The sequence below is a fragment of the Bradyrhizobium iriomotense genome, assembly GCF_018129405.1.
Lineage (GTDB): Bacteria > Pseudomonadota > Alphaproteobacteria > Rhizobiales > Xanthobacteraceae > Bradyrhizobium > Bradyrhizobium iriomotense_B.
In genome coordinates this window covers 192086-212081 of the sequence record NZ_JAFCLP010000009.1, presented here as the reverse complement: position 1 = coordinate 212081, position 19996 = coordinate 192086, and the positions used below count along the sequence as shown (strand labels likewise).

General features: G+C 66.3%; 17 protein-coding genes. 6 read left to right on the top strand and 11 right to left on the bottom strand.

The window, feature by feature from the left end:
• Positions 1-20: 20 nt before the first annotated feature.
• From JQ592_RS20665 to JQ592_RS20650, 4 genes are all read right to left on the bottom strand, one after another.
• On the bottom strand, positions 21-1103 hold the full coding sequence (locus tag JQ592_RS20665) for a sensor histidine kinase (protein WP_211404629.1): 1083 nt from the start codon (positions 1101-1103) through the stop codon (positions 21-23).
• Complete coding sequence (locus JQ592_RS20660; protein ID WP_211404628.1) at positions 1090-1782, bottom strand: response regulator transcription factor; 693 nt, start codon at positions 1780-1782, stop codon at positions 1090-1092. The genes JQ592_RS20665 and JQ592_RS20660 overlap by 14 nt, the downstream gene beginning before the upstream one ends.
• A 100-nt stretch (positions 1783-1882) precedes the next feature.
• A complete protein-coding gene (locus JQ592_RS20655; protein ID WP_211404627.1) occupies positions 1883-2416 on the bottom strand; it encodes a hypothetical protein in 534 nt (177 codons plus the stop codon).
• Between the two features lie 324 nt (positions 2417-2740).
• Positions 2741-5071 carry a Tex family protein gene (locus JQ592_RS20650; RefSeq protein WP_211404626.1) on the bottom strand — a complete coding sequence of 777 codons (2331 nt, stop codon included), beginning with the start codon at positions 5069-5071 and terminating at the stop codon, positions 2741-2743.
• 384 nt (positions 5072-5455) lie between these two features.
• Between JQ592_RS20650 and JQ592_RS20645 the strand changes: the two genes are divergently transcribed.
• Together JQ592_RS20645 and JQ592_RS20640 are read left to right on the top strand one after the other, a co-directional pair.
• Complete coding sequence (locus tag JQ592_RS20645; protein WP_211404625.1) at positions 5456-6568, top strand: ring-opening amidohydrolase; 1113 nt, start codon at positions 5456-5458, stop codon at positions 6566-6568.
• A 124-nt stretch (positions 6569-6692) separates the two neighbouring features.
• On the top strand, positions 6693-8162 hold the full coding sequence (locus JQ592_RS20640) for an amidase (RefSeq protein WP_211404624.1): 1470 nt from the start codon (positions 6693-6695) through the stop codon (positions 8160-8162).
• Positions 8163-8279: 117 nt separating this feature from the next.
• Here JQ592_RS20640 and JQ592_RS20635 read toward each other — a convergent pair whose 3' ends face one another.
• Complete coding sequence (locus JQ592_RS20635) at positions 8280-8597, bottom strand: hypothetical protein (RefSeq protein ID WP_211404623.1); 318 nt, start codon at positions 8595-8597, stop codon at positions 8280-8282.
• A 151-nt stretch (positions 8598-8748) separates the two neighbouring features.
• Between JQ592_RS20635 and JQ592_RS20630 the strand changes: the two genes are divergently transcribed.
• Together JQ592_RS20630 and JQ592_RS20625 are read left to right on the top strand one after the other, a co-directional pair.
• Positions 8749-9657 (top strand): PaaI family thioesterase, encoded by a 909-nt coding sequence (locus JQ592_RS20630; protein WP_211404622.1) that lies wholly within the window; start codon positions 8749-8751, stop codon positions 9655-9657.
• A 68-nt stretch (positions 9658-9725) separates the two neighbouring features.
• Positions 9726-10091: a hypothetical protein gene (locus tag JQ592_RS20625; protein WP_211404621.1), complete on the top strand. Its 366-nt coding sequence runs from the start codon at positions 9726-9728 to the stop codon at positions 10089-10091.
• Here JQ592_RS20625 and poxB read toward each other — a convergent pair.
• The 3 genes from poxB to JQ592_RS20610 all read right to left on the bottom strand — a co-directional run bounded on the left by poxB (position 10088) and on the right by JQ592_RS20610 (position 13493).
• A complete protein-coding gene (gene poxB, locus JQ592_RS20620; protein WP_211404620.1) occupies positions 10088-11824 on the bottom strand; it encodes a ubiquinone-dependent pyruvate dehydrogenase in 1737 nt (578 codons plus the stop codon). The two genes, JQ592_RS20625 and poxB, sit on opposite strands and share 4 nt — an antisense overlap.
• 108 nt (positions 11825-11932) lie before the next feature.
• Positions 11933-12565, bottom strand: a complete 633-nt coding sequence (locus tag JQ592_RS20615) for a 2-dehydro-3-deoxy-6-phosphogalactonate aldolase (protein WP_211404619.1) — start codon at positions 12563-12565, stop codon at positions 11933-11935.
• Positions 12566-12578: 13 nt separating this feature from the next.
• Positions 12579-13493, bottom strand: coding sequence for a 2-dehydro-3-deoxygalactonokinase (locus JQ592_RS20610; RefSeq protein ID WP_211404618.1), 915 nt, complete (start codon positions 13491-13493; stop codon positions 12579-12581).
• Positions 13494-13703: 210 nt separating this feature from the next.
• Between JQ592_RS20610 and JQ592_RS20605 the strand changes: the two genes are divergently transcribed.
• Entirely contained in the window at positions 13704-14801 is a 1098-nt protein-coding gene (locus JQ592_RS20605; RefSeq protein ID WP_211404617.1) for an LLM class flavin-dependent oxidoreductase, read from the top strand.
• 57 nt (positions 14802-14858) lie between these two features.
• Positions 14859-15413: a flavin reductase family protein gene (locus tag JQ592_RS20600; protein ID WP_211404616.1), complete on the top strand. Its 555-nt coding sequence runs from the start codon at positions 14859-14861 to the stop codon at positions 15411-15413.
• Between the two features lies 1 nt (position 15414).
• Here the strand turns inward: JQ592_RS20600 and JQ592_RS20595 are convergent, their stop codons facing one another.
• The 3 genes from JQ592_RS20595 to JQ592_RS20585 all read right to left on the bottom strand — a co-directional run bounded on the left by JQ592_RS20595 (position 15415) and on the right by JQ592_RS20585 (position 19944).
• A complete protein-coding gene (locus JQ592_RS20595) occupies positions 15415-16839 on the bottom strand; it encodes an FAD-binding protein (protein ID WP_211404615.1) in 1425 nt (474 codons plus the stop codon).
• A 136-nt stretch (positions 16840-16975) separates the two neighbouring features.
• On the bottom strand, positions 16976-17863 hold the full coding sequence (locus tag JQ592_RS20590) for a LysR family transcriptional regulator (RefSeq protein ID WP_211404614.1): 888 nt from the start codon (positions 17861-17863) through the stop codon (positions 16976-16978).
• Positions 17864-18093: 230 nt separating this feature from the next.
• On the bottom strand, positions 18094-19944 hold the full coding sequence (locus tag JQ592_RS20585; RefSeq protein WP_211404613.1) for a sigma-54-dependent Fis family transcriptional regulator: 1851 nt from the start codon (positions 19942-19944) through the stop codon (positions 18094-18096).
• Positions 19945-19996 lie beyond the last annotated feature (52 nt).

The following is a 19996-nucleotide window of genomic DNA, read 5'->3' as shown; positions in this document are numbered from 1 at the left end:
TCCACTCGATACCAGTGCGATCATGCAAGTTGGGTGCCGGTATGCGGAAACCGTAGCTGGACGGTCAGGCCCGGCGCATTGTCATGCAGCGCAATCTCGGCGCCATGAAGGCCCGCGACCGCGGCGACGAGGCTGAGACCGAGGCCGTTGCCCGGCGTGTAGCGGCTCTGCTCGAGCCGGTAGAAGCGCTTGAAGACGCGATCGCGCGCCTCGGTGGGAATGCCAGGTCCATCGTCGGCGATCGCGATCACCGGGCCGCCATCGGCGCTGCGGCAGGTCACCGTCACCTGCCCGCCTTTGCGGCCGTGCTTGATCGCGTTGTCGACGAGATTGGCGACGGCGTCGAACAGGAGGTCGCGGTCGCCCGTGATCGCCACCTCGCGGTCGCCGTCGAGACTGAGGCGGGTCGCGACCTGCTCGGCGGCGGCGTCGTAGAGCTCGACCACCTCGCCGGCGATTTCGGTCAGGTTCAGCGGGCGAAAGGCGCTCCGGCGCGCGCGGGTTTCGATCTCCGAGATCCGGGTGATGGAGGCGAACATGCCGAGCACGGCATCGAGATCGGCGATGGTGTCGCCGATCAGGGCCGCGTCGGCCTCGCTGTTTCGCGGGGTGTGATAGGCCTTTTCCAGCCGGCCGCGCATGCGCGTCAGCGGCGTGCGCAAATCGTGGGCGACATTGTCGCTGACCTGCTTGACCTCGCCCATCAGCGTCTCGATGCGGTCGAGCATCTGGTTGAGATTTTCGGCGACGCGGTCCCATTCGTCGTGACTGCCGCGCAGCGGAATGCGCCGGTCGAGGCCGGACAGCATGATGGCACGGCTGGTCGCGTTGATCTCCTCGATCCGGCCGACCGTGCGCCGCGTCACCAGCACCGCCGCAAGTCCGGCGAGGACGAGGAGCAGCACGGCGACTGCGACCATCGCGAGCTCGATCATGGTGGTGAAGCCATCGTGATCGACGGCAGCGCCGAGCCGGCGCTCCACATAGGCGAGCGTCCCGACATAGACATAAGCCATGATCGCCGCGACGATCAGTCCGAATGCCGCGATCGCCATCAGCGCCAGGCGGAAGGTCGAGGAGTGGAGCGTCTTAGCCAGGAGCACGGAGGCAATATCCGATACCGCGGATGGTATGGATCAGCGGATAGGCCTGGGCATCGTCGACCTTGCGGCGGACGCGGCCGACATAGACGTCGATGATGTTGGTGGAGGGATCGAAATGCAGGTCCCAGACGTGCTGGAGCAGCATCGCGCGGGAGACGACGCGGCCCTCGTTGCGGACGAGATATTCGAGCAGCTGGAATTCCCGCGGCAGCAGCGGAATCTTGCGGCCGCGGCGGCTGGCGCTGCGTGCGATCAGGTCGATGGCGAGGTCGCCGACGCGCAGCAGCGTCTCCTTGGCGATGGTGTCGCTGCGCCGGCCGAGGACCTCCAGCCGCGCCAGCAGCTCGACGAAGGAGAACGGCTTGACCAGATAGTCGTCGCCGCCGGCGCGCAGGCCGCGGACGCGGTCGTCGACCTCGCCGAGCGCGGAGATGATCAGGAAGGGCGCGGCGATGCCGTCGTCGCGCAATTGGCGCATCACGGTGATGCCGTCGATGTCAGGCAGCATGCGGTCGATGGTGATCACGGCATAATCACGCGCGGCGCCGTGGCTGAGGGCCTCGCGCCCGGTGGCGGCGAGATCGACGTCATAGCCCGAGGTCGTCAATTCCTCGACGAGCTGGCCTGCGGTTTCCGGATCGTCCTCGACGACCAGGATGCGGCGGTGACCTCCGGTCATGCAAAACTCCGCGCGACGATCGCCACCAGACTATCCCGTTCCGGGGCTGAGCGGAACTGCCCGATGGCGATCGCGACAATGGTGCGGTACGGCGATGCGACTACCAATAGTCTCCGCACACATTGACCCATTGCCACCCGTAGGGCGTCCAGCTCCTGCGCCAGCAGCCGTCGTCGTAGTAGTTGGCATAGATGAACGGCGCACCGACGAAGGCGAACCGGTGGAAGCGATGATGATGGCGGAAGAAGGCATGGCGGCCGATGAAGGGCCTGCCGTGCCAGCCCGTGCCGGCAAACCGCGGTCCGAAGGCGGCGCGGGTCGCCAGCGGAGCTGCGGCAAAGCGGGGTCCGATGGCGGCGCGGGCAGCCATCGGCGAACCGACGAAGCGGGCACCACCGATATGAGGGCCGCCCATCCCGCCAGATCGCATGGCCCCGCCACCCATGCCGCCACCACCGACGTGCATGCCGCCACCACCGAAGTGGCCAGCGCCGCCAAAGCCGCCATGGCCACCACCGCCGAAGCCGCCGTGACCTCCGCCCCCCATGCCGCCACGGGCGAGCACTGGTGAAGCGAGCGCCATCACTGCGGCGACCGTCACCGCAGTGAGGCCTTTGAGAAGCCTGTTGTCCATCGAAGCATCCTCCGTGCTGCGCGGCGGTATTTCTGCCGCGTCAGAAGGATCAGATGAGAGGAAGGGACAGGCACCTTCAACTTACAAACGCGCCAGATTCTGACGCGGAAGTTAGGGAAGGCACGCTCGTGCACTCCCTCTCCCCGTTCTTACGGGGAGAGGGTGGGGTGAGGGGCTGTCTCCGCGAACACGGTTTGAATGAAGGACAGAACGAGTCGGATGGACTTCCAGCTCGGCAACATAGTGCCCTGCCCCTCACCCGGAATCCGCGCTGCGCGCGAATTCCGACCTCTCCCCGCAAAGAGCGGGGAGAGGTAAGAGACGTCACGCGCGCTTGCCGCTCTTCTCCGCCGCGCGGCGCATTGCTTCCGCAAGCGCGCCGCCGCCGGAGGATTCCTGCTTGCGCGGCGCAGACGAGGTCATGCGGCTCGCGTTGCGCTGGCCGTTGTCGCGCTGCATGCCGGGGGCGTCCTTCTTGGCGCCGACCTCGTCGTCGAGCCGCAGCGTCAGCGAGATGCGCTTGCGGGCGACCTCGAAGTCCAGCACCTTCACCATGACGATGTCGCCGGGCTTCACCACCTCGCGCGGATCCTTGATGAAGTTCTTCGACATCGCCGAGATGTGGACGAGGCCGTCCTGGTGCACGCCGATGTCGACGAAGGCACCGAAGGCGGCGACGTTGGTCACGGTGCCCTCGAGGATCATGCCCTTCTTCAGGTCCTTGATCTCCTCGACACCCTCCTTGAACACGGCGGCCTTGAACGCCGGTCGCGGGTCGCGGCCGGGCTTTTCCAATTCGCGCAGGATGTCCGTGACGGTCGGCAGGCCGAAGGTCTCGTCGACGAAATCCTTCGGCCTCAAGGTGCGGACGATCTCGCTGCTGCCGATCAGCGCCTTGATGTCGCTCTTGGTCGCCTCGAGAATCCGGCGCACCACGGGATAGGCTTCCGGATGCACGCCGGAGGCATCGAGCGGGTCCTCGCCGCCGAGGATGCGCAAAAAGCCCGCGCACTGCTCGAACGCCTTGGGCCCGAGCCGCGGCACGTCCTTGAGCGCCTTGCGCGACTTGAACGGGCCATTGGCGTCACGATGCGCCACGATGCTCGCGGCAAGGCCGGAGCCGACGCCCGACACGCGCGCGAGCAGCGGCGCGGAGGCGGTGTTGACGTCCACGCCGACGGCGTTCACGCAGTCTTCGACCACGGCGTCGAGCGATTTGGCGAGCTTGGCCTGGCCGAGGTCATGCTGATACTGGCCGACGCCGATCGCTTTCGGCTCGATCTTGACGAGCTCGGCGAGCGGATCCTGCAGACGCCGCGCGATCGAGACCGCGCCGCGCAGGGTGACATCGAGGCCGGGCAATTCCTCCGACGCAAAGGCCGAAGCCGAATAGACCGACGCGCCGGCTTCCGACACCACGATCTTGTTCATCTTCAGCTCGGCGAGACCCTTGACGAGATCGCCCGCGAGCTTGTCGGTCTCGCGCGAGGCGGTACCGTTGCCGATCGCGATCAGCTCGACGCGGTGCTTCATCGCGAGCCGGCCGAGGATCGCGAGCGACTCGTTCCATTGCCGCTGCGGCTCGTGCGGATAGATCACGGCGGTATCGACGACCTTGCCGGTCGCGTCGGTGACGGCGACCTTGACGCCGGTGCGGTAGCCGGGGTCGAGCCCCATGGTGACGCGGGTGCCAGCGGGCGCCGCCAGCAACAGGTCGCGCAGATTGGAGGCGAACACGCGCACGGCCTCGGTCTCGGCCGAGTTCCACAGCCGCATGCGCAAATCGATGTTGAGATGCACCTGGATCTTGGTGCGCCAGGCCCAGCGCACGGTGTCGATCAGCCAGCGGTCGCCGGCACGCTTGAGGTCGGCAATGCCGAACCGCTTCATGATCTTCAGCTCGTAGGCGCCCGGCACGCCAGCCGGCGGCGCTTCCTCGGCCTGGATCTGGAGGTCGAGGATTTCTTCCTTTTCGCCGCGGAACATCGCGAGGATGCGATGCGAGGGCAGCCTGGTCAGCGGCTCGGAGAAATCGAAATAGTCGGCGAACTTTTCGCCCTCGGTCTTCTTGCCGTCGCGCACCTTGGAAGCCATGCGCGCATTGGTCCACACGTCTTCGCGCAACGCACCGATCAGGTCGGCGTCCTCGTCGAAGCGCTCGACCAGGATGGCGCGGGCGCCGTCGAGCGCGGCAGTGGCATCAGCCACGCCCTTCTCGGCGTTGATGAAGCCTTCGGCGACGACCTTCGGATCGTTGCCGGGCTCGGCGATGAGCTGATTGGCGAGCGGCTCGAGGCCGGCTTCCTTGGCGATCTCGGCCTTGGTGCGGCGCTTCGGCTTGAACGGCAGATAGATGTCTTCGAGGCGCGCCTTGCTGTCGGCGGCCATGATGCTGGCTTCCAGCGCGGCATCGAGCTTGCCCTGCTCGCGGACCGATTCGAGGATGGCCTTGCGGCGGTCCTCAAGCTCGCGCAGGTAGACCAGGCGCTCCTCCAGGGTGCGCAATTGCGCGTCGTCGAGCGCACCGGTCGCTTCCTTGCGGTAGCGGGCGATGAAGGGAACCGTGGCGCCGCCGTCGAGCAGCGTCACCGCCGCCTCGACCTGCTCCGCCCGTACCCCAAGCTCCTGCGCAATTTTCTGGTTGATATTTGCCACGCGAGAATCCCTCTATCCAAGCACCCGACGCGGGGGCGAACCACCGGCCGCGGGACGCCGCTTATGGACCAACCAAGGTTGATTCATCAAGGTGCGGCGCGCAACCGTCGACAGAGGATTTTTTGCTGGATCGATGCGATCTCGCCACAATCGTGGGGATGGCGAGGGCTGCGCACACACTCCGCCGTCGTCCTGGCGAAAGCCAGGACCCATACCGCGGAATCCATCGATTGCTGACGGTATGAGTACCTACGACGAATCTTCGCCAAACCAACACTTGGGGTAATGGGTCCTGGCTTTCGCCAGGACGACGACGGGGATTGACATACACGCCGGTTCAACGGCTGTTTGCACCGCCGGACCACCGAACTCTGAGGATCACTCATGCGCACCACATCGGTCGGCGTCTTCAAAATCGCCACCACGGGCCCCGGCGACGTCTCCGGCCTCATGGCCATGATCGGCTCCGGCGCGATCGATCCGAGCGAGATCCTGGCGATCCTCGGCAAGACCGAGGGCAATGGCGGCGTCAACGATTTTACCAGGGAGTACGCCGTCGCCGCGCTGTGCACGGCGCTGGCGCCAAAGCTCGATCTCACCCCGCATGAGGTCGAGCAACGCATCGCCTTCGTGATGTCCGGCGGCACCGAGGGCGTGCTGAGCCCGCATATCACGGTGTTCACGCGCCGCGAGGCCGAACGCCCGGCGGGCCTGTCCGGCAAGCGCCTGAGCATCGGCATGGCGCACACGCGCGACTTCCTGCCCGAAGAGCTTGGGCGCTCCGCGCAGATCACGGAGACGGCCAAGGCTGTGAAGGCCGCGATGGCGGATGCCGGCATCACTGATCCGGCGGACGTCCATTTCGTGCAGATCAAGTGCCCGCTGCTGACCAGCGAGCGTGTCGCGGCCGCAAACGCGCGCGGCAGCAAGACGGCGACGACGAGCGCTTACAGCTCGATGGCCTATTCGCGCGGCGCCTCCGCGCTCGGGGTTGCGGTCGCGCTCGGCGAGATCGGCCCCGACGTCCGCGACGAGGACGTGCTGCGGCGCTACGATCTGTTCTCGAACGTCGCGTCCACCTCGTCCGGGATCGAGCTGATGCACAACGTCGTCATCGTGCTCGGCAACTCGGAGTCGTCAGCGAGCGAGTTCGAAATCGGGCACGCGGTGATGGACGATGCGATCGACGCGCCGGCTGTGGTATCGGCATTGAACAGCGTCGGGCTTGGTGTCGCGCCGCAAGCCAGCGCGGGCCGCGCGCTCGTCAACATCTTCGCCAAGGCGGAAGCCTCGCCTGACGGCAGCGTGCGCGGCTTTCGCCACACCATGCTCGAAGATACCGACATCAGCTCGACACGCCACGCCCGCGCTGCGGTCGGCGGACTGATCGCGGGCCTTGCCGGCACCGGCGTGGTCTACGTCTCCGGCGGCGCCGAGCATCAGGGGCCGGCCGGCGGCGGCCCGGTTGCGGTGATCGCGCGACTGTCGGATTGGTAGAGCCGGCATCGCGGGTCGTCCGACCTCTCCGCCCGGCGCAACCCTGCCCCTCGCGCCGGCTCAGTTGATTCACGCGGGCCGTTGCGAAAAAGGTGGCGCCGCACCTTAAGGGGATTTTGACTTCATGACTTTGCCGATGAGCTGGAATGAATGGGCGCAGCACGATGGCGTGGCGCTGGCGGCACGCGTCCGCAAGGGCGAGCTGACGGCGAAGGAATTGGCCCGCCAGGCCGCCGCCGGCGTCGCCAAGGTCAATCCGGCACTGTCGGGCGTGGTCGAGCTGTTCGAGGACGTGATCGCCGATCCCGCCAAGGACGGCGCCAATCTCGCAGGTCCCTTCGCCGGCCTGCCCTTCCTGATGAAGGATCTCGGACCGACCATGAAGGGCCGGCTCCAGGAGATGGGCTCGCTGTTGATGCGCGGCAATCGCGCCGCGGCGGACACGTTCCTGACGGGCAAATTCCGCCAGGCGGGGCTCAACCTGATCGGACGCACCACGACGCCGGAATTCGGCGTGTGCTCATCGGCCGACAATCCCGCCGTCTATGTCACGCGCAATCCCTGGAATACCGACTACACCACCTGCGGCTCGTCGGCGGGCAGCGCCGCGATGGTCGCCGCCGGTGTGGTGCCGATCGCGCATGCGACCGACGGTGGCGGCTCGATCCGCATTCCCGCCGGCGTCAACGGCAATATCGGCCTGAAGGTCTCGCGCGGCGTGTTCTCGTTGGCGCCGCACATGTCGGACCTCACCGGCCTCGTCTCGATCCAGGGCTGCCAGTCGCGCTCGGTGCGCGATACCGCCGCCTTCGTCGATCATGCGCGCGGGCCTGCGCCCGGCGAGTTCATGCCGTTCTGGACCACGGCGCAGCCGTATTCGGAAATGATCAAGCGCGATCCGACAAAACTTCGCATCGCGCTGTCGCACACCTGGGGCGACTACACCGCGACGCCCGAGATCGCCGCCGAGCTGGAGAAGACCGGCCGTTTCCTCGAAGGCCTCGGCCATCACGTCGACTACGCGCTGCCAGAGCTCGACTTCCGCGCCGCCTTTGCGGCGCAGACCACCTGTTACATCTCGAATTTCGCGGTGGTGATCTCCAACATGCTCGCCGCGCGCGGGCTGGAGAAGCCGCCGGAAAATCTGATCGAGCCCATGAACATCCGGATCTGGGAGGCCGGCCGCCACACCAGCTTCGCCGAGCGGGCGAAAATGCAAGGCGTGTTCAACACGACCTCGCGCGGCTTCGGCACGTTCTTCGAGCAGTGGGACGTGATCCTGACGCCGATCACCGCGCTGCCGACACCGAAGGTCGGCACCAGGGAATACCTCACCATCTCCGACAATCCTGACGTGCTCGACTGGTTCGGCAATCTCTGGCGCTTCTTCGCCTTCACGCCGCTCGCCAATCTCTGCGGCATGCCGGCAATCTCGATGCCGATGGCAGCGCAGGACCATGGCCTGCCGCTCGGCATCCAGGCGATCGCCAAGCAGGCCAATGACGGCCTGTTGCTGCAACTCGCCGCCCAGATCGAGCGCGCGCTCGACGGCAAGTGGAACGGCGGCAAGAAGCCGAAAGTGCATGTGAGCTGAGGCGAAGCTATTCGCTTCGGAGGGCCGCGCGCTTGCGGCCATCCTTCGAGACGCCCGCCGTTGGCGGGCCCTCAGGATGAGGTCTCGTTTCGTGGCGAGACCTCCAAAATGTCGATCTCAGTTCTTCACCGCCGGAATCTCCTCCGCCGGCTGCTGCTGGCCCTGCTTGTACATCGCGAGCGCCTTGTCGAGCGCTTCGCGCAATGCCAGCGCCGCGGCGACGCTGCAGCGTAAGTGCGCGGTCTGGACCACGTCGACCCTGACGGCAGCGCCGACCGGCATCAAAAGGTTCGCGGCGAGCTCGATCTGGATCGCGCCGTTGTGATGGCCGAAGCAGGATGCGCCATCGAAATAGATGATCGGCGCCCGCTCCGAGCTCGAGGTCGAAATGGTGACGGGCCCCTGGGTGGTGCCGGGTGTCTCGGGGTCGGTCATGGGGCGCTCCTTGCGGGCATTGGACGAACGAAGCGCCCACCATCGTTGCTTTGACCCGCCCTGTCGAGGCCAAACCGGCCCCGGCAGGCGTCCCGGGCGAAGCGCATTCTCAGGTTTTGCGCGGCGCCCGGCACTGGTCTAGAACAGCGCCATGTCCACTGCACCTGTCACGCTCCCGTTCGAGGAACTCGCCGAGGCCATCAAAGGCCGCCGCTCCGACTACGGCCATATCAGCGGGCTCCAGCTCGACCGTTTCGCGCCAGCTGAGGCCTGGTCCAGCCTGCCCTACCGTCCCGTCTTCGTCGGCGACACCGAGACCGGCGTTCTGCATGGCGGCGTCGTCACCGCGATGCTGGACGAGAGCTGCGGCATGGCGGTGCAACTTGCGCTCGACGGCACGCGCGCGATCGCAACCCTCGATCTGCGCATCGACTATCAGAAGCCGGCGACGCCCGGCCTCGACATCAAGGCGCATTCGGTCTGCTACCGCACCACGCGCTCGATCGCCTTCGTGCGCTCCACTGCCTATCAGGAGTCCGAGGACGATCCGGTCGCGACCGCGACCGCCTGCTTCATGATCGGCGCCAACCGCACCAACATGCTCGCCGACCGCCGGATGGATGCGCGCAACATCCCGACGCTGGAGGCACCGGAGGATCCGGATGGCCCGTTCGCGCGCAGCCCGTTCGCGCGCGCCCTCGGCATCCGCGTCAACGACGACGGCACGCTGACCATGCCGTTCTCGCCAAAGATCATCGGCAATCCGATCCTGCCCGCGATCCATGGCGGCATGACCGGCGCCTTCCTCGAGACCACGGCCATCATCGGGGTGGCGCGCGAGCTCGGCGCCGCCGCGCCGCCCAAGCCGATCGGACTCACTGTCAACTACCTGCGCTCCGGCCGCGCGCTCGATACCTATGCCAACGTCTCGATCGTGAAACAGGGCCGCCGCATCGTCGCCTTCGAGGCGCGTGCCTGGCAGGACGATGCGGACAAGCCGATCGCCACCGCCTTCGGCCATTTCATGCTGCGGCCGACGCCCGGAAGTGACGAGGAATAGACGTATTTTCCCTTGACGGAGGGGGACCGGGCCACAACGATAGCGCGGTTCCTGCGAGAGGTATTGGGTTGCGGCATCCGCTCGACATCGTCGCCATGTTCGCTGCGATCTGGCTGCTCGCCTCGATGGTGCTCGACGCGCTGACGCCGAAGGAGCTGACGGCGGTCATGATCGCCATCGCGATCGGGCCCGCCATCGTCATCACCGCGATCTTCTATTATCTGCGCTGCCCGCGCACGGATTTCGCGGTGATCTTCGCCGCGCTCTGGCTGATCTCGGACATCGCCATCGCCTTCATCTCGCCGAAGGAGCTGCCGCATTTCCTGATCGCGCTCGGCTTCGTCCCGGCCCTGCTGATCGGCATCGTGCTGCACTGGCAGCGCTTCCAGCGCCGCCACGAACGGCTGCCGGTGCCGTCGGCGAAGCGGGGCTAGCGCGGCAACAAATTCGTTTTCGCGAGGTCGAGCACCTCGTCGCCGCGGCCGTTCATCACGGCGCGCAGGACCCAGAGGCTGAAGCCCTTGATCTGCTCGGGCGTGATGGTCGGCGGCATCGACAGCTCCTGCTTGGCGGTGACGACGTCGAGCAGTGCCGGTCCGTTGTGCGTCAGCATCTCCTTCATCGCGCCCGGAAGCTCGCCGGGATCTTCGACGCGCCTCGCAAAGATGCCCATCGCGCGGGCCATCGCCGCGAAGTCCGGGTTCTCCAGATCGACATTGGTGTCGACGAAGCCGGCGGCCTTCATCTCCAGCGCGACGAAGCCGAGCACGCCATTGTTGAAGACGACCACCTTCACCGGCAGCTTCATCTGCGTCAGCGTGATGAGGTCGCCCATCAACATGGTGAAGCCGCCATCGCCCGACAGCGAGATCACCTGACGCCCCGGTTGTGCGGCCTGCGCGCCGATCGCCTGCGGCATGGCATTGGCCATCGAGCCGTGCACGAAGGAGCCGATCAGCCGGCGCCGGCCGTTCATGTCGAGATAGCGCGCGGCCCACACCGTCGGCGTGCCGACATCGGCGGTGAACACGGCATCTTCCGACGCGTGGTCGCTGATGACTTTTGCAAGATATTGCGGATGGATCGGCTTGCTGCCCGGCGTGCCCTTGGCCAGTGAGTCCAGACCTTCGCGCGCTTTCTTGTAATGCGTAACTGCATCGTCGAGATGCTTGCGCTGGGTCTTCGCTTTCAGCAGCGGCAGCAGCGCCTCGATGGTCAGCTTGACGTCGCCGACGAGGCCGAGATCGATCTTGCAGCGGCGGCCGAGATTTTCCGGGCGGATGTCGACCTGCGCGACCTTCGCATCGGTCGGGAAGAACTGCTTGTAGGGAAAATCGGTGCCGAGCATCACCAGGGCGTCGCAGGCATGCATCGCGGCGTAGCCCGAGGAGAAGCCGATGAAGCCGGTCATGCCGACGTCGTAGGGGTTATCGTATTCGACATGCTCCTTGCCGCCGAGCGCATGCACGATCGGGCTCTTCAGCGCTTCGGCCAGTTGCATCAACGGCGCATGCGCACCGGCGCAGCCGCGGCCGCAGAACAGGGTGATACGCTCGGCGCCGTTCAGAAGATCGGCCAGCGCCTTGAGCTCATCAGCCTGCGGCACCACCTTCGGTGCCGACAAAGCGAGGCCTCTCGACGTCGAGAGAGCGCGCTTGGGCGGCGAACGGAATGCGACATCGCCGGGCATGGCAACGACGGCGACGCCGCGCAGGCCCACCGCGGCGCGGATGGCGTTCTCCAGCACGTAAGGCAGCTGACTCGAATCCGACACCAGTTCGCAATAATGGCTGCATTCGCGAAACAGGTTCTGCGGGTGGGTTTCCTGGAAATAGCCGCCGCCGATCTCGGCAGTCGGAATTTGCGCCGCGATCGCCAGCACGGGAACGCGGCTGCGATGCGCATCGAACAGGCCGTTGATCAGATGCAGATTGCCGGGACCGCAGGACCCCGCGCACACCGCGAGGCTTCCCGTCATCTCGGCTTCACCGGCGGCCGCGAAGGCTGCGACCTCCTCGTGGCGGACATGGATCCATTCGATGGTGCCGCGGCGGCGTAGCGCCTCGGTCAGGGCGTTCAGGCTGTCGCCGACGATGCCGTAGATCCGCTTGACGCCGGCCTGTTCGAGCGTTGCCACGAACAGATCGGCCACGTTGTTGATCGCCATGTCGGTCTCCTGCTGCGCCGGTCGCATGTGTACGATGCCAAAGCATCAGCATCGCGACACAATGCGGCACAATAAGCGATGAGAGGATCACGGCTAGTTTATTGCCGGCTAGTCTTTCGCAATCGCCCGATCGTAGGCCGTGACCGTCGCCTTTGCGCGCGCTGCGACATCGGCTGCACTCATGCCGGGCTTGTAGAGGCTGGAGCCGAGTCCGAACGCCGTCACACCACCCTTGATGTACTCGGCAAAATTCTGGTCGGAGACGCCGCCGACGGCGGCAATCATCACGCCGGCCGGCAGCACGGCGCGGATCGCGGCGATGCCGGACGCGCCGAGCACGCTCGCCGGAAAGAATTTCAGGCCCGACGCGCCGGAACGCGCCGCGAGCAGCGCCTCGGTCGGCGAGAACACGCCCGGCAACGTCACCATGCCGTGCTGATGCGCACGCGCCAGCACCTCGGTGTCGACATTGGGCGAGACCATCAGCCTGCCGCCGGCGTCGTTGAGGCGATCGACGTCTGCGGCGGTCAGCACCGTGCCGGCGCCGATCAACACGCCAGCGGGCGCGAGCTTCACGGCGGTGGCGATGGAGCGGAACGGATCGGGCGAGTTCAGGGGAATCTCGATCGCGGTCATGCCGGCCTCGATCAGCACGCCGACGATGGCCTCGGCCTCCTCGGGCTTGACGCCGCGGAGGATCGCGACCAGCGGACGCTTCATCGGCGGAAAGGCAACGCTCATCTCAAAAGTCCTTCTATTTCGTCCAGATTGCCGCAGCCGCCATCGACAGGCCGCGGCGGACCGCTTCATCCGCATCGATCGGCTGCGCCGTGACCGACAAGGCATCGAAGGCGTGCCGGTACAACGTCGCGAGCCGACCCGACGCAATCAGCGCGACACCCGCTGCCGGCAACGCGCCGGAGAGACCAGCCGCGAGTTCAGCGCCGATCAATGTCCCCGACAGCGTCTCGCGTGCAGCGGCGGGCGTGCCGCCAAACAGCAGCTGCCGCGCCCGCGCGCCGAACAGGAGATTGGCCGCGAAGGCCGGTGCTTCGAACGCAGCTTTCACCGCCGCCTTGAAGCTCGCAACGTCCTCGGCGTCGTCAGCGCCGGCAACCGCAAGCGACAGGATCGTCTCGCGCGAGACAACGCTGAAGAGCTCGCCGGTCATGAAGGTGGAAAACCGCACGACCGTGCCGTCGTTCACCCGCACCCATTTCGAATGCGTGCCGGGCATGCAGACCAGCGCTTCGCCGGCCGCATCCAGGCCGAGCGCGCCAAGCAATTGCGTCTCCTCGCCGCGCATCACATCCGGCGCGCTCGCGTCGCGCTGGGCGATGCCGGGCAGGATGCGGATGTCGCGCGCCTCGCCCGGGACAGGCGCGGCCTGCTTCAGGATGGCGGCGAGCGGCGCCGGCGTGTCGACATAGCCGGCCTCGACCCAGCCGTTCCTGGCACCCGCCATGCCGCAAACGAGCACGGGCAGATGCGCGGGCGCCTCGACCGCGGCAAGATGCGATTGCAGCACGGCGGCGAAGCCGGCCTTGGCCGCGGCCAGCATGCCCTCGCCGCTGCGGCGCTCCGCCAGCACCTGGCCGGCGCGATCGACCAGCCACAGGCGAAAGCTGCTGGTGCCCCAGTCCACCGCGACATAGGCAGGTTCAGTCATCGTATCCTCGTCTCACCGGCAAGACGCCGTCTCGCGACAATGAGACGGTGACCAGCAAATCTGCCCCGGGATATCGGCTATTGCCGCGCCAAACCAGCCCTTTCTCGCAGGTCTGAGGTGCGATGCGCGCTGGCACACCGCTTGCTGAAGCGTCTTCACTCACATCCGTGAACCGCGCAGCAAGACGCGTCAACTGTGAAGAGGAAACCCATGGAGATCGGCTATTTCACGATGCCTTCACATCCGCCGGAGTGCGGCCTGAAGGAAGGAAACGACTGGGACCTGCAGGTCATGCGCTGGCTCGACGAGCTCGGCTATCAGGAGGCCTGGGTCGGCGAGCACCACACCGCCCCCTGGGAACCCAATCCCACCCCGGACCTCCTGATCGCGCAGGCCTTGATGCAGACCAAGCGCCTGCGCATCGGGCCCGGCGGTTTCCTCTTGCCCTATCACCACCCGGCCGAGCTCGCCAACCGCGTCGCGATGCTCGACCACATGTCCGAGGGCCGGCTCAATTTCGGCGTGGCGGCTAGCGGCTTGCCGAGCGACTGGGCGATGTTCAACGTCGACGGCATGAGCGGGCAGAACCGCGACATGACACGCGAGGCGCTGGAGATCATCCTGAAGCTGTGGTCCGATCCCGCGCCCTTCACCTACAAGGGAAAATTCTGGACGGTGACCAAGCCGGACACGATGTTCGATTTCCTCAAGCCCCACATCAAGCCGCTGCAGGCGCCGCATCCGCCGATTGGGGTTGCGGGCCTCTCGAAGAACTCGGACACCTTGAAGCTCGCCGGCGAGCGCGGCTTCATCCCGATGAGCCTCAACCTCAATCCGGCCTATGTCGGCAGCCATTGGGACTCGGTCGAGATTGGCGCGGCCAAGACCGGACGCAAGCCGAACCGGCAGGACTGGCGGCTGGTGCGCGAGGTGTTCGTCGCCGACACGGACGAGGAGGCCTGGAAGCTCTCGACCGGCGACATGATGGGCCGGATGATGCACGAGTACTTCCTGCCGCTGCTCGGCCATTTCGGCTTCAAGGATTATCTGAAGCACGCCCCTGATGTGCCCGACAGCGACGTCACGGTCGAATATTGCGCCAAGCGGAACTGGATCGTCGGCTCGCCCGCGACGGTCGCCGAGAAGATCGAGAAGATCTACGACGAGGTCGGCGGCTTCGGCGTGCTGCTGGTGTTCGGCTTCGACTACAAGCACAAGGCCGAGGCCTGGCATCACTCGCTCTCGCTGCTGAAGAACGAGGTGATGCCGCGCCTGGCGCATCTCGGCTCCGCGAAGAAGGCAGCTTGACCCGATACGGGTGCGGCGCGATCGTGCCGCACCCGCATTCATTTCGGAGGTCTCCGCGTGACGGTGGACGCCAAGGATTTCAAGCAGGCCATGCGCCAATGCGCCGGCGCCGTGGCGCTGGTCACGGTCGGCGCCGAGCATGGCAAGCGCACGGGACTGACGGTGACGTCGGCCTGCTCGCTGTCGGACTCACCGCCCTCGCTGATCGTCTGCGTCAACCGCAATGCCAGCGCCCATGCGCGCATCCGCGAGGAAGGCGCCTTCGCGATCAACTTCCTGCACGAGGATCACGCGATGCTGGCGCTCACCTTCAGCGGCCAGAAGGGCGTCAACGGCGACGATCGCTTTGCATTCGGGCAATGGACGCGCGGCGTGACCGGCGCACCGGTGCTGACAGATGCGGTAGCGGCATTCGACTGCGTGCTGGCGCAGGAGTTCGAGACCAAGACGCATTCGATCTTCGTCGGCGAGGTTCGCGGCGTCTCGCATGCGGATGCGGCCAAGCCGCTCGTCTATCTGCGCGGCCATTTTCACACGCCGCAGGAGATGCGCGAGACCGTCGCGCTCGGCGACCTCGATGCACGGCATCTGAGCTGGACGGATTTTTCCTGATCTAGAATAGATCGTACCCAGGTGTGAGGATGCCGGCCGGATCGTGACGGCGTCTGGCTTCGCGCAGCAGCGGCCATCTCAGGCCGAAATGATCCGCCCAATCCTGTGACGACATGGCGAGCGCACTCACCGGGTACAGCACGCCGCCGGCGCTGCGAATGCGATCGTACAGCGCGCGATTGCGGGCGACCAGCCGGTCGGCATTCTCCGTGTCCGCGGAGGATGGGATGCGGATGAGATTGAACGGAAACACGACGCGTTCGTCGGCCAGCCGAAGCAGGGGCGTGCGGCAGCCGTCCGTGAACATCGGATAGTAAGTGAGCCGCCCGAACGGGCCGAGATCATCGCTGTTCAACCCGGCAATGACCTCGCTCGCGATCTCGAGCGCGTTGCTGCCGCGCAAATAAGTCAGCAGCCAGGGATGCGGATTGAACCATTGGCCGTTCGACCGCAGCAGCTTTTCGAGCTTGGCGAATGCGTTGGCGTCGTCGCCAAAGGTCAGGTCGGAGACAGTCTCGTGCTTGTCGGAGAGCCCAGCGAGCAAAGCCTTGTCGACGGGAGCCGTGCCGCTGTCATAGAAGACGCCCGCTTCCAGTTGGTAGCGCCAGCCGCCGGCGCCGTCGGGCACGACAGCGCCCTGCAGCTGGTCGAAGCGCGCCTCGTCGAGCGCGCGCCGCTGATCCGCGGTCAGTGAAGCAAGATCGGGATAGGACAGCAGGTAACGCCTGACACGTTCGGGCGCGCGCATCAATCTAAGCGTTGCTCGGGTGATGATCGCGCATTGCGCCAGCCCGGCGCGAACGGCGTTGAACAGTTCGGCATGCGCTGTCGGCGAGCAGGTCAGCTCCACGCCTTCGCCGGTGACGATATCGAGTTCCAGAACCTGGTCGGTCTGGAGCCCGTACCGGGACGACGAGCCGCCAATTCCGCCGACGGCAAGCGTGCCGCCAATGGACAGGCCGAGGTAGTTGGTCAGCACCGGTGGCGCGAGCCCTTTGGCCAGGGTTGCCTCCAGCACCGCGTGCCAGGTCGCGCCGGCATCGACCACGACACGATCAGGCTCGATCCGGTGGATCGCAGTGAGTGCGCTGAGGTCCATCACGATGCCGTCTTCGGCCATGGCCCGGCCGTAGGTGGCGTGCCCCTGCCCGCGCGCAGCAACGCTCAGCCCCTGTTCCCTTGCCCAGCGCAGGATGTCGGCGATCTCGGCGCTCGACCCGGGCTTGCAGACGGCCCGCGGCTGCCTCTGAATGATGTGGCCGAAATCCTGCGCCGCAGCCGCGCGGGATTCCGCGTCGTCCGCAAGCAGAGACTTGGGTGGTCGCGGGTCGCGCGAACCCGGCGATTGTCCCGCAAAGGTGGCCGAAGCCAGCGTCGCCGTGACGCTGACGCCCGCGTGCAAGAGTGTCCGTCGATTGGGAGTCATGGTGCAGTCCTCTGCGCCCTCGTCGGGCGGATGGGCCCCTGCGCTTCAAGCTGCGATCGCCTGCCCGCCGGGACAACCGGCGCATCGCGGGATAGACATTCCCGCCAATCGAGAGAATGCGTTCCCGCGTGTCGGCTCAAAGCCGCTCGTGCTTCAATCGCTCCGCCAGCAGGTCGACGAAGAGGTGCGTCTTGGCCGGCGGTATCGCGCTTGGCGGAAACACGGCGCGCACTGGCGTTCGCGGTGCCTCGAACGTCTCCAGCACGATTTCGAGCGCGCCCTGATCGACGAGATCGCGGATCTGCCAGAACGGCCCGTATCCGACACCGAGGCCGTGACGAGCGGCGGCATGCGCAGCCGTCATATTGTCGGTGTGAAAGCGGCCGTTCACCTGCACGATCGCCGCGCTACCGTCGATCCGAAAGCGCCATGTGTCCATTTCACCGCGACCGGTCCTGCGCAGGATGCATTGATGCCTGGCGAGATCGTTCGGATGATGCGGGTGGCCATGACGCGCGAAATAGTCGGGCGCGCCGTAGACGACCGTGCGCAGCTCGCCGAGCCGCCGGGTCTTCAACGACGAGTCCGGCAATTCCCTGATCCGCACGGCGAGATCAAAGCCATCGCCGACGACATCGACAGGCCGGTCGGACATGTTGACGTCGACTTCGATCTGCGGGAAGCGCGCCATGAACTCGGCGATCACGGGCACCACATGGGTCGATCCGAACAGGACCGGTGCTGCGACCTTGAGCAGTCCCGACGGCTCGAGGCGTCGGTTTGCAGCCTCGAGCCGTGCTTCGGTGATTTCCGCAAAGGCCGGTTTGACGCGGCGATAGAACGCCAGTCCCGCTTCGGTCGCCACCGATTGCCGCGTGGTCCGCCGCACCAGTTCCACGCCGACGTTCTGTTCCAGCGCGGCCAGCGCCCGGTTCACCGATTGCAGCGACCGCCCCAATTGCCGCGCCGCGGCGGTCTGGCTGCCGGCCTCGACGACAGCCAGGAAGACTTCGATCTCCTCCATCGAATGCGCTCCTCTTGCTCCGCCGGGAATGTATGTTCGCAGTGGCGCAATTGCCGCCCTGGAATCGATCTGCGAGAGTCGATCAAGAACCGGGCCGCGTTCGGGTTCCAGCAGAGGCCCGCGAGCTCGCTAGAGCATGATCCGGAAAAGTGCGAAGCGGTTTTCCGGAAAGAGCATGCGTAGACAACAACCTAAAGCGCGATGACGATTCATCCAAATCTCATCGCGCTTTAGAACGAGATCTTCAATTGCTTGATCTTGCGATAGAGTGTGGCGCGACTGAGTTTCAGCGCGCGCGCTGCCTCGGTGACGCGGCCACTGTGCTTGCGCAAGGCCTCGACGATCGTCGCACGCTCGGCCGCTTCGAGATCGGGCTCCGCGGCCCTTCCGCCGAATGGCGGCAGATCTAGGTCGGTGTCGGCGATGACACCGTCTTCCGCCGTGCACCCCGCAAGCCGAAGCACGTGGCGGAGCTGGCGCATGTTGCCGGGATAGGGATAGGCCGACAACAGCGACCAGGCTTCGTCCGAGAGCCGGCAGTTCGGCGCCTCCTCGCGCGCGATCTGGCGGATGATGTCGTCGCGGTCGGCACGCTCGCGCAAGGCCGGCAGGTGCACCTCCATGCCGCGCAGGCGGAAATAAAGGTCGGCGCGGAAGGCACCCTCTTCCGCCATGCGGCCGAGATCGCGGTGAGTGGCGCTGATCAGGCGGATGTCGACGGCTACAGGCTTGAGCGCACCGAGCGGCCAGACCTCGCGGTTTTCCAGAACGCGCAAGAGGCGCGTCTGCAGCGCGATCGGCATGTCGCCGATCTCGTCGAGGAACAGCGTGCCGCCGTCGGCCTGAACGATCAGGCCCTTGGACCCCTCGCGCCGCGCGCCGGTGAAGGCGCCGGCCTCATAGCCGAACAGCTCGGCGTCGATCAGGCTTTCCGGCATTGCCGCGCAGTTCAGCGCGACGTAATTGTTGCGCGCGCGGTTGCTGGCGGCATGAATGGCGCGCGCGAACACGTCCTTGCCGACACCGGTCTCGCCATGCAGCAGCACCGGCAAATTGTGATCGCCGATGCTACGGAGCCGCTTCACGCTTCGGATCAGGCCGGGATCGCGGCCGGCGAGCCGATGCAGGGCATCGAAGCGACCGGCGGGCGCATCACGGCGCGGCGCATGCGACTTCCCGTGCAGCGGCGGTGCGACGTGGCCCCGGCCCAGCGGACGGCCGTCGGCGTGGCGCAGCTCGACCATCTCGTCCGCACCGCGCGCGTCGTGATGATCGAACTTGATGTAGCGCGACAGATCGATACCGGAGGCGATGGTGCCATCGGTGAGGCCGAGCAACGCGCGCGCCGAGCGGCAGGCGCCGACGATGCGGCGGTCGTCGTCATAGGCGATGAGGCCGCTGCCGCCGTCCCCGGGCACGGTCGCAATCCAGGCATTGCGGAAATGGCCGCGAAAGATCGCGCCCTCCATCCGCCGCGTCGCCTCCATCGTCACCGCCAGCGCGAGCTGATGCGCGGCGCGCTCGAGATCCTCGCGGCAGGAGGTGATGTTGATCGCACCGGCGAGGCGCCCGGCCTGATCGAACAGCGGCGCCACGGCGCAGGAGAACATGTGCCACTGCGCGCGGAAATGTTCGTCGCGATGCACCAGGATCGGCTTCTCCTCGGCGAGCGCGGTACCGAGCCCGTTGGTGCCCTCAAAGGTCTCGGCGAAATTCGAGCCGGTGTAGATCTTCCAGTCCAGAAACATCTTTGCGTCGGCTTCGCCCGGCAGGCGGCTGAACAGCATGGTCGCGTTCGCGTCCGCGAGATTGACGCAATAGCCGGCGTCGCGCAGCACGCGGGCGAGATCGTCGAGCTCGGGCGTGGCGAGCCTGATCGTCTCCTCCATCGGTTCGGCGACGTGACGGATCTCGGCTTCGGTCAGCGTCTGCGGCGGGCCCTGGCGGGCGGGATCGAGCTTGTGGCTGATCAGGCAGCGTCGCCAGGAATTGGCAATCCGCGAGGAGGCATCGACGTCCGCCACGTGATTGGCGACGGACAAGACACGGGCGACATGGTTCGAGGCCGAAAGGCTGGCCATCGCGGACGTCTCCACCCTGTATTATTGTGCAAAGTCTGGCACCACAGGCGGG

Bases quoted from the DNA above. Each gene is read 5' to 3' on its own strand.
- JQ592_RS20660 (WP_211404628.1), bottom strand. From the start codon at position 1,782: ATGACCGGAGGTCACCGCCGCATCCTGGTCGTCGAGGACGATCCGGAA.
- JQ592_RS20655 (WP_211404627.1), bottom strand. From the start codon at position 2,416: ATGGACAACAGGCTTCTCAAAGGCCTCACTGCGGTGACGGTCGCCGCA.
- JQ592_RS20645 (WP_211404625.1), top strand. From the start codon at position 5,456: ATGCGCACCACATCGGTCGGCGTCTTCAAAATCGCCACCACGGGCCCC.
- JQ592_RS20640 (WP_211404624.1), top strand. From the start codon at position 6,693: ATGACTTTGCCGATGAGCTGGAATGAATGGGCGCAGCACGATGGCGTG.
- JQ592_RS20635 (WP_211404623.1), bottom strand. From the start codon at position 8,597: ATGACCGACCCCGAGACACCCGGCACCACCCAGGGGCCCGTCACCATT.
- JQ592_RS20630 (WP_211404622.1), top strand. From the start codon at position 8,749: ATGTCCACTGCACCTGTCACGCTCCCGTTCGAGGAACTCGCCGAGGCC.
- poxB (WP_211404620.1), bottom strand. From the start codon at position 11,824: ATGGCGATCAACAACGTGGCCGATCTGTTCGTGGCAACGCTCGAACAG.
- JQ592_RS20615 (WP_211404619.1), bottom strand. From the start codon at position 12,565: ATGAGCGTTGCCTTTCCGCCGATGAAGCGTCCGCTGGTCGCGATCCTC.
- JQ592_RS20610 (WP_211404618.1), bottom strand. From the start codon at position 13,493: ATGACTGAACCTGCCTATGTCGCGGTGGACTGGGGCACCAGCAGCTTT.
- JQ592_RS20605 (WP_211404617.1), top strand. From the start codon at position 13,704: ATGGAGATCGGCTATTTCACGATGCCTTCACATCCGCCGGAGTGCGGC.
- JQ592_RS20595 (WP_211404615.1), bottom strand. From the start codon at position 16,839: ATGACTCCCAATCGACGGACACTCTTGCACGCGGGCGTCAGCGTCACG.
- JQ592_RS20590 (WP_211404614.1), bottom strand. From the start codon at position 17,863: ATGGAGGAGATCGAAGTCTTCCTGGCTGTCGTCGAGGCCGGCAGCCAG.
- JQ592_RS20585 (WP_211404613.1), bottom strand. From the start codon at position 19,944: ATGGCCAGCCTTTCGGCCTCGAACCATGTCGCCCGTGTCTTGTCCGTC.